The organism is Arthrobacter sp. AOP36-F1-5 (genome assembly GCF_058137995.1).
Genome location: NZ_CM176892.1, coordinates 2,819,321 through 2,832,901, shown reverse-complemented (window position 1 = coordinate 2,832,901; position 13,581 = coordinate 2,819,321). Strand labels below are relative to the sequence as shown.

11 protein-coding genes are annotated in these 13,581 nt (G+C 63.4%); 5 read left to right on the top strand and 6 right to left on the bottom strand.

From position 1 onward, the window contains the following. Nucleotides 1-29 precede the first annotated feature (29 nt). From eccCa to AC3ZI9_RS12945, 4 genes are all read right to left on the bottom strand, one after another. A complete protein-coding gene (gene eccCa / locus AC3ZI9_RS12960; protein ID WP_489923663.1) occupies nucleotides 30-3,890 on the bottom strand; it encodes a type VII secretion protein EccCa in 3,861 nt (1,286 codons plus the stop codon). Between the two features lie 120 nt (nucleotides 3,891-4,010). Beyond that, nucleotides 4,011-5,072, bottom strand: coding sequence for a nucleotide-binding protein (locus tag AC3ZI9_RS12955; protein ID WP_441379752.1), 1,062 nt, complete (start codon nucleotides 5,070-5,072; stop codon nucleotides 4,011-4,013). A gap of 15 nt (nucleotides 5,073-5,087) precedes the next feature. Continuing rightward, complete coding sequence (eccD, locus tag AC3ZI9_RS12950; RefSeq protein WP_443409567.1) at nucleotides 5,088-6,434, bottom strand: type VII secretion integral membrane protein EccD; 1,347 nt, start codon at nucleotides 6,432-6,434, stop codon at nucleotides 5,088-5,090. Nucleotides 6,435-6,440: 6 nt separating this feature from the next. Next, nucleotides 6,441-6,764, bottom strand: coding sequence for a hypothetical protein (locus AC3ZI9_RS12945; RefSeq protein WP_087000850.1), 324 nt, complete (start codon nucleotides 6,762-6,764; stop codon nucleotides 6,441-6,443). 200 nt (nucleotides 6,765-6,964) lie between these two features. Between AC3ZI9_RS12945 and AC3ZI9_RS12940 the strand changes: the two genes are divergently transcribed. The 3 genes from AC3ZI9_RS12940 (at nucleotide 6,965) to AC3ZI9_RS12930 (ending at nucleotide 9,337) form a co-directional block, all read left to right on the top strand. Further along, on the top strand, nucleotides 6,965-7,303 hold the full coding sequence (locus AC3ZI9_RS12940; RefSeq protein WP_087000852.1) for a WXG100 family type VII secretion target: 339 nt from the start codon (nucleotides 6,965-6,967) through the stop codon (nucleotides 7,301-7,303). Nucleotides 7,304-7,409: 106 nt separating this feature from the next. Further along, nucleotides 7,410-7,706: a hypothetical protein gene (locus tag AC3ZI9_RS12935; RefSeq protein ID WP_087000854.1), complete on the top strand. Its 297-nt coding sequence runs from the start codon at nucleotides 7,410-7,412 to the stop codon at nucleotides 7,704-7,706. A 197-nt stretch (nucleotides 7,707-7,903) separates the two neighbouring features. Beyond that, nucleotides 7,904-9,337, top strand: coding sequence for an FAD-dependent oxidoreductase (locus AC3ZI9_RS12930; RefSeq protein WP_096223389.1), 1,434 nt, complete (start codon nucleotides 7,904-7,906; stop codon nucleotides 9,335-9,337). Nucleotides 9,338-9,427: 90 nt separating this feature from the next. Here the strand turns inward: AC3ZI9_RS12930 and AC3ZI9_RS12925 are convergent, their stop codons facing one another. Next, a complete protein-coding gene (locus AC3ZI9_RS12925) occupies nucleotides 9,428-10,924 on the bottom strand; it encodes a catalase (RefSeq protein ID WP_443346927.1) in 1,497 nt (498 codons plus the stop codon). Between the two features lie 46 nt (nucleotides 10,925-10,970). Further along, a complete protein-coding gene (locus AC3ZI9_RS12920) occupies nucleotides 10,971-11,396 on the bottom strand; it encodes a Fur family transcriptional regulator (RefSeq protein WP_489923662.1) in 426 nt (141 codons plus the stop codon). A 284-nt stretch (nucleotides 11,397-11,680) separates the two neighbouring features. On the opposite strand from AC3ZI9_RS12920, the gene htpX reads away from it, so the two are divergent. After that, on the top strand, nucleotides 11,681-12,547 hold the full coding sequence (htpX, locus tag AC3ZI9_RS12915) for a zinc metalloprotease HtpX (protein ID WP_086999068.1): 867 nt from the start codon (nucleotides 11,681-11,683) through the stop codon (nucleotides 12,545-12,547). Between the two features lie 150 nt (nucleotides 12,548-12,697). Then, on the top strand, nucleotides 12,698-13,555 hold the full coding sequence (efeU, locus tag AC3ZI9_RS12910) for an iron uptake transporter permease EfeU (RefSeq protein WP_086999065.1): 858 nt from the start codon (nucleotides 12,698-12,700) through the stop codon (nucleotides 13,553-13,555). Nucleotides 13,556-13,581 lie beyond the last annotated feature (26 nt).

Sequence of the window (13,581 nt, the reverse complement as noted above, 5' to 3'; positions counted from 1 at the left end):
GTGCCCCCGGCCTATTCCACATTCCGACACTATTCCGTGTCGGGGTTCAGGTAGGTCTGTACCGTCTGTACCGGACGCCCGGTCTGGACTAGCTGCCCGCGGCCCGGGGGCAGGGGCCGGGCACGAATGTTGTTGATCAATCCGCCCTCGGAACGGTCCCCGCTCATGATCAGTGCAGCCGTTCCGGCGTCGCGCAGTGTGGAAAAGAATGATTCATACATGCCTCGGCTGGCGCTGCGGACCTTGCGGGTCAAAATGACGTGAAGATCAAGTTCGTCGGCCATGGGCAGGTATTTGGTGAGGCGTGACAAGGGGGAGGAACCGCTGGCCGTCAGCACGTCGTAATCATCGGCGATGACGACCAGTTTCGCCTTGCTGGGCTTGTTGTCATCGTCACCTCCCGTGCTGCGTAGCTCCAACTCGGCTGCCAAAGCCGCGGAAAGCTGTTCCCCGACGATGGCGCTGCCGGCGTAGCCACCCAGATAGTCGTCGGGTACGACGTCGTCGAGTCCCTTGCGGGGATCGTAGACACCGAAGAGCAGGTCATCCGGGGTGTGCTGATCAACCAGCGTGGCGATGACATTGCGCAGAATGTTGGATTTGCCGGATTCTTCGTCACCGAGCATGATCAGGTGCCGGTCCTTGGACTGCAGATCCAAGACGTGGTTGCCGAGGTCGACTTCGCGCAGGCCCAGTGGGAACTGTCCCTGGCCCGGTGTTGGGGGCGCCTGTTCCCAGCCGACGCTGGCCGGGAGAACACGGACCTGCATGGCGGTTTCGGTGGTGTGTTCGGCCACTTGGGCCACGAGGTCTTTCAGGCCGTCGGAGAGGTCCTCGGGATCATCGACTCCGTCGATCCGGGGCAGCGCCACATGGCCGATCAACTTGCGGTCCGACAACGCCCGTCCGGGGGCCTCAGGATTGACACCGGGGGCAACCTTCCGGTCGATCTGCGAGTCTGACGGTTCGGCGAGGGCGGTCTCGATTTTGTTGCCGAAGAAGCCCTGCTGCGCCATGCGAAGTTCCGCATTGCGGTTCAGGGTGGTCACGACATGGATGCCGTAGCCTCCACCGCGCATGATCAACGCGAAGACGTTCTCCTGGATCTCTTCGAAGTCGTCGGCGATCTGCCCATAGCCGTCGATCACCAAGAAGATGTCGGCGCTGGGTAGTTCGGGGAGCCGACCATCGGCATGCATGCGGCGCATGGTCGTGAGGGAATCGATCTGGTGGTGTTCGAAGACTCGTTCACGGACCAGGAGCATGCCTACCAGTTCCTCCACGGTGCGGCGGACGACTTCGCGGTTGGTACGGATGGCCGTGCCGCCGACGTGGGGCAGCCCGCCAAGGGGTAGCAGTGCGGAGCCGAGCAGGTCGATGCAGTAGATGCCGACTTCATGGGGAGAGTGAGTCAACGCCATGGAGGCCACGACGGTCCTCAATAACGTGCTGCGCCCCGACTGGGGGCCACCGGTGATCATCAGGTTCCCGCCGCCTGAGGTGAAATCGATATGCCAGAGACCCTGCCACTGTTTGGCCGGGTCGTCGAGCAGACCGATCGGTACGCGCAACCCGCCTCCTGAACCCAGTTGAAGGCCATGTTTGCCCGGATGGACGCCGCCAGCTGCGGCATCCAAGGAGATGGCGGCGGGCAGCGGAGGCAACCAGATTTCTTGGACCGAGCGCGGGAACGAACGCAACGTGTCCATCAGCGTGGACATCACGGTGGGGCCGGTGGTGCGTTTGGCTGCTCCGTCCTTCTTCTGGGTGGTGCTCGTTTCCCCTTCCGGTTCCTCCCCCGCATAGCGGGGGACCGTGAGCACATCGGCGACCTCGGCAGGGGCCATCTCGTCTGCCTCATCTTGCCTGACGTCCTCGACCGGGCCGGAAACGTAGCCGGCCTTGAATCTCGTATAGACCGTGGTGTCGACCTTGAGGAAGCCGTATCCGGGGACCGGGGGCAAATGGAAGGCATCGGGGCTGTCCAACACCGTGCGCGATTCTGATTCGGACAGTGTGCGCAGGCCCAATCGGTAGGACAGATAGGTTTCCAGCCCCTTGAGCTTTCCCGATTCAACGCGCTGGCTGCTCAACAGAAGGTGGACGCCGATAGACCGGCCGATGCGCCCGATGGACAGAAACAGATCGATAAAATCCGGGCGGGCGGTGAGCAGCTCACCGAACTCGTCGATGATCACCACCAGATGCGGCAAGGGTGCCATGTCTTCGCCACGGGCTAGTCGCTCATTGCGGTGAACTTGGTAGTCGGTGATGTTGGCAATGTTTCCCGCAGCCTTGAGGACTTCCTGGCGACGCAAAATTTCCCCGTTGAGGCTGGCGTAGACGCGCTCGATCAGGGAAAGGTCGTCCGAGAGGTTGGTGATGATGCCCGTGACCTGTGGAGCGCCCTCGAAGGGGGCGAAGGTGGCACCGCCTTTGAAGTCCACGAGGACCATTGCCAGAACGTCGGGGGAGTGAGTGGCCAGCAATCCGAAGACGAGTGAACGCAGCATCTCCGATTTTCCCGAACCCGTAGCCCCGACACACAACCCGTGTGGGCCCATGCCGAACTGGGCGGACTCCTTCAAATCTAGGACCGTGGGACGGCCAGCGTCGTCTGGTCCCAGGGGGATCCGAAGGAACTCGGCGTCGCCACGCGGTTTCCAGGTGCGTTCTATATCGGCACGGTCCAGATTCGAGCTGAGGCCGAGCATCCCCAAATAGCTCTCGGCGCCTTGTCCGGAACCGCCATGTTCCAAGGAATCGGCTGAAAGCCGCAGCGGGGACAGTTCATGGGCCAACGCATCGGCTGTTGCGACGGATAGCGGGTCCAAGGACCCGAAGGAAACTTCGGGATGTACCGAGTCCGAGCGGTAGTCCTGGACCTGGAATCCCTCGCCGGTCTGGGTGATCCTGATGGTGATGTCGCTGGGTTCCTCGCTGCGATCGTGCACCAAGTGCAGGACCGTGAGGCCGAGGTCTCCGGGGGAGAGGAACCGGTCGGCCAAGGGGAGCTCTTGTGCCTGTGTTCCATGGGTATCCGAGACCACGACGAGTCGTGCCAGGGCCTGCCCCGCCCGACTATTCACTTTTTTTGCTTCCACGGCGATCTTGGCCCGGCGTTGCAGATCGGTATTCATGACGTCGGCCAACGACGCAAGGTCGGGGGCGATCCGGCGTTCCAACTCCACCCCCGAACTTCGGCTTTGATCCGCCAGATGCGGCAACCACGTGGCCCACTGCCAGTCGTCCCTCAAATGTTCGGGGGTGCTGATGCCCAGACCCAAATCTTCGGGGGAATGGAACGCGCTGGCCGAAATCAGGAGGTTCCGGGTGGTGGAGGTGACGAATTCGCGGTCGCCGATGATGCTGACGTTCCCCACCGAATCGAGGGGAACCGTCACCGGCATATCGGGACTGGTCGAAAAACGGCGTTTGAGGATTTCTGCTTCGGCGGCCATGAAGGAATCGGTCTGCTGGGTGGCGCCGGAAACCTCGCTGACCGTGATATCCCGGCAAGGGCGGGCCCCTGAGCCGAGCCGAACGTCCAGGAAGTCCTCGTTCCCGCGGCGACGCTCCCAGAGCCGCATGGGCGTGCGCACGATATCGAATAAAGCCTCGGGTGGCGGGGCACTTTGCCGGGCCACCCCGAGCGCCTCGATCTCGTCGGCACGCATTTTCACGCGGGAACGTTCCAAGTAGCGCATGTAGTTCTCGCGCAGTTGGGTGCGGGTCCGCACGGCCTTACCTCGGTTGGAGAACATCATGAAGATGGCGATCACCACGGTCACGATCATCATCATGGCTCCGATGGCCGCGAAGGGGGAGTTGCGGAACATCATCATGGCCGTCATGGATACCGCGCCGCCGAGCATGGGCACGATAGACATCAAGTTCAGACCGGGGGCTTCGCCCTCGACCGGTGGGGGCCCGTCAAGAAGGAAGGGACGGAAAATACGCAACGGTGTCGAGGTCCGCGCGGGGCGGTGAATGATTCGCTGAGCCATCGGCTACTGGACCCCGTTGGCCAGTTCGAGGTTACGGGCGGCCAGGACGGTGCCTGCCTCCCGATGAGCCGGAAGCATCAATGGCAGCGTGACTCGTGCACCGGCGGCTAGATGCCGGTCGTAGCCGATGGCGTGGGCATCGAAACCGAGCCGGGAGAGCCGGCCCGCTTGGTCGAGGGCTTGCAGCGCCGATGAATGGTCCTGCTGCATCACCAGCACCGTCAGGGGCACTGGCGCGAGGAGCGGGTTCATCCGCCACCTGGACAAGGCAGTGAGAGCGTCATCGAGGCCCGAGAGCGTCGCCGGGACCACGAAGAGGGCCCCGTGGCAGTCAGCCAGTGCGGCCTGGGTTTCGGGAGCTTCCAGACCGGTGGGGCAGTCAAGCAACGTGATGGGGAAATACCGGGAGACAGTGGACGCGGCTTCCCGTAGCAGCGGAGCCGCAGTCCGCTGCGGTGAGCCTGAGCGTGGCCCCGTTGCGTAAAGCCCGTCGGCGGCCGGGGCAAGCAACTCGGCCAGATGCGCGGCGCCGGGCTGGGCGCCGTTGGTGAGTTCTGGGACGATGGAGTCTAGTGCGAGGGCATCATCGATCCCTAGGCGCAGGGCGAGACTTCCATGGCCCGGGTCGAGGTCCAGAACGCAGACGCTGTCGGTCCGTAGGGCAGAGAACGTGCGGGCCAGGAGCGCGGCGGCCGTCGTTTTTCCTGCACCGCCACGCGTCGAGACCACGGCGATCCGTCGACCGGTGGTGACCGGGGCCTGCACGCCGGCAGCGAATTGACTAATTTCCGTCGCGCGGTGTTTGCCACCGAACAACATCCCGAGGATGCGCCGGAGGGATCCGCCGGTGGCCCGGACACCGGATAGCCGGCGGCGGTCGTTCTCCAACGGTGCGCCCAACGTATCGGAGGAGGGCCGGGCCCGCCGTGTGGAGGGGCCGGGAACCCCTCCGGAGCCACCCCGTCGGCTATCCGGCGTGGGTGCCCAGGGATCATTGAGTGGCTGCCCCCATGGGTCGAGTTGTTGCTCGCCCGCCGGGTGGCCGGGATGCTGAGATGCGGTCATGGAAGGTCCTCCGTGCTAGAACGTGTCCAGCATTTGGGCGTAGACGCCGAAGTAGCCGATGAGCAGGGGGATCGTGGCGAGTATGGCCAGGGTTTCGAGTCGTTCGCAGATCTGCCGGATTCGTGCCTCGATATGGTCTGGCAGATCCACCGCCAAGCCCAGGCCGATCACGACGGCCAGCACCAGGATGGACAGCCCGACGATCCACACGGTGTCTTCGTTCAACCGAGTCAGTGCCCCTGCGCCGGCCAGGACCCCGATGCCCGTGGCGGCATAGAGCGCGTAGCGTTCCAGAGCCAGAGGGAAGGCCCGGGAGCGCAGCAGGGTTGCCAATGCGAGAGCCAGGAGTAGGGGAAGTGTCCACACGGGATGCCGATCATCCGTGGCGACCAACCACATCCCGACGGCAGCGGAGATGGCAGCGGCCACGGTGGCCAGGGTGAGTCCGGCATGGGCCGAGCGGATGGCGGTGATGGCATCTCGGCGCCAGATGGAGGTGCCTTTGGCCCGCTGGTCGTCGAGGGTGGACAAACCCGACAGTGACAGTGCCAAGGCCGGCAGCAGACCCATGATGAGGATGGAACAAATTGCCGCGATGGCGCCGACGCCGACCTCGAGGTCGGTATCGGTACTGGCCGATGCCCAACGGGCCAAGGGCAGGGCCACGGCCCAGATGCCGGTCAGCGTCCCCAGAACACCGGCGCCCAACAGGACGGCTCGTGGATGTTTGAGCACCGTCGCCAAGCAGGCGACGAAAGCGGCGGTGCCCGCAGCGGCCAATAACAGTCGCAACGAGGGGGTAGCGGACCAATGAAGCAGGCCAATCATGCCCGCACCCCAGCCCGCGCCCATCAGGGCAGAGGAGACGGGCCGGGACGCAGCAGATACCGAAGCGCCCAATGCCAGGAGCCCGGCCCCCACAGCGAGCAGGATCCACCAACGGGCCTCAGGCAGGTACCTTCCCAGCAAGATATCCAGGGCGAGCCAGAGCCCCAACGCGGCGAAGATCCCCGATGCGGTCACCAGATGGGTGCGGTCCCATGAACCCCGCACTTCCCGGGATTGCTCGACGACGGTATCGGAGATGTCATAGACGACGGCAGGTGGTGGGGCTTCACTGTTGCTGACGAGCGTGAGGCGAGCACCGTCGACGACCTGCGCTTGGGTCAACGTTTCCCGCGAGGGGATGGGCTCCCCGGTGGCGGTCAGGAGAACCTTGGTGGCGACGGAGTCGCCCGGGCTGTCTCCGAGCAGGTCCAGGATCTGTGGCATCAGTGTTCCCACGGATTCGGTGGCGGGCAGCAAGAGGTCGGCATTGCGGCGTTCTCCCACGAGGGTCACGCGTGTGTAGGGCTGGGCCATGACGGGCTAGTTCCCCATCCTTCCGGGGCTCGGGCTGGGCGAGGGCCAGGCTGACTGGTTAGGCGCCAAGAAAAGGATGGCAGAGCTCTGCATCTGATCCTGCCGTTGCTTCTTTTCCGCGGCCCGGGTTGCGAGCATGTTTGAGACGAAGGAGACCCCGATGCAGATGGCAGTGATCAGTGCCGCGGCGACGAGGCTGAACAGGAACTGCTTAGTCGTCGCCTTCCAGCGGCGCTCGGTCGGATTCTCACCATAGAGAAGCGCATCGGTAACCCGGTTGCGACGGACGGCGACCGACTCGATGAGTTGGTTGTCGAATTCAGTCGCCACGGTTCCCTCTCGATCTAACGATGTGTTGGTGTGAGTCCATCATGTCAGGTGAATGGATGAAAAATGGCAGAAAACCGGGAGCATGGGTAGTTCTCCCCATGCAGGACGCTTGACCCTGTTTATCGCCGTGCCGTTAGCTGGTAGCAAGCAAGGCACGGACAGCGAGGGTCCGCCCCGCATCGAGGAAAGGTAACAGGGATATGAGCTTTAAGGGAAAGATGGATGTCAATGCCATCGGCAAGGCGGCTGAGGAGGCCAGCGGTTCAGGTGATGAGCTGGTGCGGTTGGTCGAGGAACTGGTCGATGGAGTCGAAGATCTGAAGACCACCTTCAAGGGCAACGGTGCGGTCTCCTACGAGAACTTCATGGCCGAGTCCCAGCGGGTCCAGCAGGACCTCGTCAAGGCCCTCTCGGGCATCTCGCAGGGCCAGGCGGAGAGTGCCAAGCATTACGTCCAGATGGATGACGACTTCGAAGCCGGCGGCAAGGAAGCCGAAAACCAGGCGTCCGGAGCCAAAACCTCGAACTTCCGCTTCTAGCAGTAGCCAGTGCTTCGCAGTGCCTCGGGGCGCTGCTGACGGGGCGGTATCGCCTCACTAGCCCGATATACCGGTCCGGCACGGACCCACAGCAAAGGATTTGAACATGGCAGACGACCTCATTCAGTTTGACAGCGACGCCGCCTCGCGCGCCGAAGGCGACATCATCCGCATTGCCGGACGTATTGAAAGCATCATCGGCGACCGCGAATCCCAGACGAAATTCGTCAAGGACAACTGGGAGGACAGCAACTCGGGAGATGCCTACTCCAGCGTCGAAAAGGATTGGATCGATGCCGCCAATGAAACTCTCCAGCTCGTACATCGGGCGCGGAAGCTTTTGGGAGAAAACTCCGTGACCGCCAAGGACGCCAGCGGGAAGGTCCAAGGCATCTGGAGCTAATTGCTCAAGGATCGCGGTTTATCACGCTGCGGTTGAGGTCCGTCATGGGGCGGGTGGCCGGTCGGTCACCCGCCCCATGAGTGTGTGCGCTCCCACACAAATACGCGGGGCGGCGTGAGTGCAATTAGACTAGGTGGCTGTGTGTTAATTCCTCTCCGGAGTGACACATCCCAGGAGTACCGCCGAAAGGAAAAACAGTGTCCAACCCTGCTGCTGATCGTCCGCTGCGAGTCGCCATCATCGGCGCCGGCCCGGCTGGCGTCTACGCTGCGGACATCCTGACCAAGGCCGAACGAGAGTTCGAGGTCAGCATCGACCTCTTCGACAGGTACCCGACCCCCTACGGGTTGATCCGCTACGGTGTCGCGCCGGACCATCCACGGATCAAGGGCATCGTCAAGGCGCTACATAAGGTCCTGGACCGCGGGGACATCCGCTTCCTGGGAAACGTCAACTATGGCCAAGACATCACTCTGGCCGATATTCGAGACATGTACGACGCAGTCATCTTCGCCACCGGGGCCATCCAGGACGCCGACCTGAACATCCCCGGCATGGAACTCGACGGCGCCTACGGGGCCGCGGACTTCGTCTCCTGGTACGACGGGCACCCCGACGTCCCGCGCACCTGGCCCCTGAACGCGCGGCAGATCGCGGTCATCGGCAACGGGAACGTCGCCCTGGACGTCGCCCGGATGCTCTCCAAACATCCCGAGGACCTGCTGGTCACCGAGATCCCGGATAACGTCCATGCGGGCCTGGCGGCCTCCCCGGTGACCGATGTCCATATCTTTGGCCGTCGCGGCCCCGCCCAGGTGAAGTTCACCCCGTTGGAGTTGCGCGAACTCTCGCATTCGAAGGACGTGGACATCGTCCTCTACCCGGAGGACTTCGAATTCGATGCCGCCTCCGATGAGACGATCAAAACCAACAACCAGGCCAAGACCATGGTCAACACCCTCACCAACTGGCTCATCGAGCAGGAAGACCGTGAAGAGGCCGAGGAGGCCGGTACCCGGACCCCTGCCTCGCGGCGACTGCACCTGCACTTCCTGCACGCCCCGGTGGAGATCACCGGGAACAACGGGGCCGTCGAAGGCATCCGATTCGAACGCCAGGAACTCGATGGCACCGGTAACGTGCGCGGGACCGGGGACATCGTGGACTACGACGTCCAGGCCGTCTACCGGGCCATCGGCTACTTCGGCTCGGAACTCGCGGAGGTCGGATTCGACCCGAACCGTGGCGTGATTCCGAACGAGGGCGGCCGTGTCCTGCACGATGACGGGGAGAAGATTTCGGGACTGTATGCCACCGGGTGGATCAAGCGGGGGCCGGTGGGCCTGATCGGAAGCACCAAGGGTGATGCCCTGGAAACCATTGGTAACCTGCTCGAGGATCGGCTCGAACTGCCCGCCGCGATACACCCCGATGAGCAGGCGATCATCGAACTACTCGCGGAACGCGAAGTCGCTTATACGACCTGGGAGGGTTGGGTCGCGCTGGACGCCCATGAGCATGCGCTGGGCGAGGCGGCAGGCACGGTGGAAACCAGCCGCGGGCCCGTGTCCCGCGAGCGGGTCAAAGTGGTGGAGCGCGACGAGATGGTGCGCATCTCCCAGCAACAGTAGTTCCGCGAGGCCACGAGAAAAGCCCGGGATCCCCTTGAAGGGATCCCGGGCTTTTCTGCGGGTCACCGATGGGTACCGGTGGCGGGGTGCTTAGGCCTTGCCGGACTGCTCCGACGCGCCATCGGTCGTGCCCTGATTGCCTGCTGCGTAGCCATCGCGCAGAATCTGACCGAGGTTCTCGTCCACGTTCGTCCAGTACTGGAAGAAGCGCTCACGGATGTCGTCACGGGTGATTCCTGCGACCTGGCCGAGTAGGTTGTCGTGGAAGCGCTCCTTGGACTCGGCGCTGAAAACGTCACGGTACAGCGTTCCGGCCTGGCCGAAGTCGCTGTCTTCGCTCCGCAGGGTCTGCGCGGCACGAACGAGCGTGCCGTCGGTTTCCCAGCTGCCTTCGCCGGCACGCTCCGGCTCGGCTGCCGCTCCACCGTACGAGTTCGGGGTGTAGGGGCGGGTCGTCGCGTCGTTGAAGTGGTACTGCATGTTGCCTTCGTGCATGTACGTGTTCACGTGGGCAGCGTGCGGCTGGTTGACCGGCAACTGGTTGTAGTTCGTTCCGATGCGGTTGCGCTGGGCATCCGGGTAGGAGAAGACGCGGGCCATCAGCATCTTATCGGGGCTGATATCGGTGCCCGGAACCATGTTCGACGGTGAGAAGGCGGCCTGCTCGATCTCGGCGAAGAAGTTCTGCGGGTTGCGATTCAGCGTAAAGTGGCCGACCTTCACCAGCGGGTAGTCGGCGTGCGGCCACACCTTGGTGATGTCGAAGGGGTTGAAGCGGTAGGTCTTGGCGTCTTCGTACGGCATGATCTGCACGAACACGTCCCAGGTCGGGAAGTTTCCGGCCTCGATGTTGTCGTACAGGTCGCGGCGGTAGAAGTCGGCGTCGGAGCCCGCGAGCTTCTCTGCCTCCTCGTTGTTCATGTTGTGGACGCCCTGGCGGGACTGGAAGTGGTACTGCACCCAGAAGCGCTCGCCTTCGGCGTTGATCCACTGGTAGGTGTGTGAACCGTAGCCGTTCATCTCACGCCAGGAAGTCGGCAGGCCGCGGTCGCCCATGAGGTAGGTGACCTGGTGTGCGGACTCGGGGGAGAGGGTCCAGAAATCCCACTGCATGTCGGCATCACGCAGGGCTGAGCCGTTCAGGCGCTTCTGCGAGTGAATGAAGTCCGGGAACTTGATGCCATCGCGGATGAAGAACACCGGGGTGTTGTTGCCGACGATGTCGTAGTTGCCTTCGGTGGTGTAGAAACGCAGTGCGAATCCACGTACGTCACGCCAGGTGTCGGGGGAGCCCTGCTCGCCGGCCACGGAGGAGAAGCGGGCCAGGGTCTCGGACTTCGCACCGGGCTGGAAAACCGCGGCACGAGTGTACTTCGAGACGTCCTCGGTGATGGTCAGTTCGCCGAAAGCGCCGCCACCCTTGGCGTGCGGGTTGCGCTCCGGGACACGTTCGCGGTTGAACGAGGCCAGCTTCTCGACCAGGTAACGGTCATGCAAGGCGGTGACGCCATTGGCGCCGGTGGTCAGCGAATGCGCGTCGCTGGGGACGGGGGCACCGCTTTGTGTGGTGGTGAAGTTCTCAGACAAGAGGTTCTCCTTCAGGTGATGGTTTCTGGTCGATGGCTGGGCGGTCTCAGGCGACGTTCTCCGGAACCGGAGCCCCGGAACCGGCAACTTCGGTGGCCTGCGCAGATTCCCTGCAGGAAGCGCATACCCCCTGATAGACCACGTCAGCGATCTGGATGTTCATGCCATGCGTATCGGAGGGAGAGAGGCAGGGGGCGTGGCCCACCGCGCACTCGACATCCTCGATCCGTCCACAGGCCATGCACACCGCATGGTGGTGGTTGTCGTCCACGCGCGTCTCGTGCAGGGCCGCGGAGCCGGGCGGAGTAAACCGCCGCAACATCCCCAGCGCCGTGAGGTCGTTCAGCACGTTATAGACGGACTGCATGGACACCTCGGGTAACTCCTCACGCACCCCGGAAGCCACCGTGTCGGCGGAGGAGTGCGGATTCGTTTCCAAGAAGCGCAGCACGGCCAGGCGCTGGCGTGTCACGCGCAGTCCCAATTCGTGTAGCTGCTCCGTGTGATCCATACCCCTATTCAACTCCCTATTTTGATGAAGTCAAGATAGGGCACGCTAAGTCGACCGCCATTGATCAAGGGGGCTGTGTGATGCCCCGGAGGGTGTCATAGGATCAAGGGTCGGTGTGCCCGCTACTCCGGCTCTCCCGCGGTGTGATCCGCGGCTCATCCGGAACACCGGGGGAAAGCGGGCCGTTAACCAGTAACCCGGCCGTCATCTCGATGGTCAGAAGCACTATCAAGGAGTGGAACCCGGTGCACAACCATTTCAACGGTCTCAAGACGGCCGCCCTGCTTGGCGGCATGTTCGCCCTGCTGTTGGTCATCGGATCGCTGATCGCCTCCGGGACGGGCCGCTCGTCGTTCATTTGGATCTTCGCCCTCATCGGGCTGGGGACCACGGCCTATGGGTATTGGAATAGCGATAAGATCGCCATCCGCTCCATGCAGGCCTATCCGGTGACCGAGCAGGAGCAGCCGGCGATGTACCGAATCGTCAACCAGCTCTCCATTAGTGCCGGCCAGCCGATGCCGCGGTTGTTCGTCTCCCCGACGGCGGCCCCGAATGCGTTCGCCACCGGTCGGAACCCGCAAAACGCGGCCGTCTGCTGCACCGAGGGCATCCTGAACCTGCTGGACGAACGTGAACTGCGCGGAGTGCTGGGGCATGAGCTCATGCACGTCTACAACCGGGACATCCTGACCTCTTCGGTGGCGGCCGCGGTCGCCGGGGTCGTGACCTCCGTGGCCCAATTCATGCTCTTCTTCGGCGGAGGTGACCGCCGCAATGCCAACCCACTGGCCATGATCGCGACAGCGTTGCTGGCCCCGCTGGCAGCGGCGCTGATCCAGATGGCGATCAGTCGGACCCGTGAATACGACGCCGACGAAGACGGTGCCACGTTGACCAACGATCCGCTGGCCCTGGCTTCTGCGTTGCGAAAGCTTGAAACGGGAGTCCAGCGGGCCCCGTTGCCCGAGGAGCAGAACCTGGTCAACACTTCCCACCTCATGATCGCCAATCCTTTCCTCGGTGGCGCGAAGAAGCTCTTTGCTACGCACCCGCCCATGGCCGACAGGATTGCCCGGCTGGAAAAGATGGCAGGTCGCCCGCTGGAATAGCCGGATGGATCACTGACGTCAACGGCGGGTGGGCGTTGGCAGGTCCTTGACCCTGGAACGCCCGTTTGGTCATTGGGCAAGGGTTGCGTATCGTCATGGGCATAGGTAAGGCTTACCTAGACACTTTGACGCCCATCCGGAAGCACCATAATGATCGCGAATTTTCTGATCGGCCTGCGGGAAGGGCTCGAAGCCGTTCTGATCGTCGTGCTCCTTTTGGCCTACTTGGGCAAGACCGGGCGGACCCATCTGGTACCGCGGATTATGGCAGGTGTCGGCGTCGCGGTAGCCGTATCGCTGGCCTTCGGGGCGCTGCTGACTTTCGGCCCGCGCGGCCTGACCTTCGAAGCGCAAGAGGCCATCGGCGGGACCCTCTCCCTGGTCGCCGTCGGGTTCGTCACGTGGATGATCTTCTGGATGGCCCGGACCTCACGGTCCATGGCCACCGACCTGCGCCATAAAGTAGACGGCGCGGCCGATGGGAAGGCCTGGGTGCTCGTCCTCGTTGCCGCCTTGGCCGTTGGCCGGGAGGGCTTGGAAACTGCCCTGTTCATCTGGGCTGCAGCCCGCGCCACCGGCGAGACGTGGGAACCCATCGCCGGTGCAGGGCTTGGCCTCGCCGTCGCCGTCGTCCTGGGCGCCTTGATCCACCGCGGTGCCGTCAAGATCAACTTCGCCAAGTTCTTCAGCTGGACCGGCGCGGCGTTGATCATCGTTGCTGCAGGTGTCCTGGCCTATGGCATCCACGATCTGCAGGAAGCCGGCATCCTACCGGGGCTGCATCGCCTGGCCTTCGACGTCTCCCACATCATCCCGCCCTCGAGTTGGTACGGCACCGTACTCAAGGGGGTCTTCAATTTCTCCCCGGCCACCACCTGGCTTGAGGCGACCGCATGGACAGCTTATGTCGTCCCCGTTTTCTACTTCTACTTCCGGGGCCTGCGCCGCGGGAGCCCGAAGGCCCGGACGAGTTCATCGGCCGATACCGCCGTCGGTTCAAACGCCTAAATTTACGTCGCCTCCGCGAATTCGCC

Coding starts and splice junctions, on each gene's coding strand:
- eccCa (WP_489923663.1), bottom strand. CDS start 3,890: ATGTCTATCGTGCCCATGCTCGGCGGCGCGGTATCCATGACGGCCATG.
- AC3ZI9_RS12955 (WP_441379752.1), bottom strand. CDS start 5,072: ATGACCGCATCTCAGCATCCCGGCCACCCGGCGGGCGAGCAACAACTC.
- eccD (WP_443409567.1), bottom strand. CDS start 6,434: ATGGCCCAGCCCTACACACGCGTGACCCTCGTGGGAGAACGCCGCAAT.
- AC3ZI9_RS12940 (WP_087000852.1), top strand. CDS start 6,965: ATGAGCTTTAAGGGAAAGATGGATGTCAATGCCATCGGCAAGGCGGCT.
- AC3ZI9_RS12935 (WP_087000854.1), top strand. CDS start 7,410: ATGGCAGACGACCTCATTCAGTTTGACAGCGACGCCGCCTCGCGCGCC.
- efeU (WP_086999065.1), top strand. CDS start 12,698: ATGATCGCGAATTTTCTGATCGGCCTGCGGGAAGGGCTCGAAGCCGTT.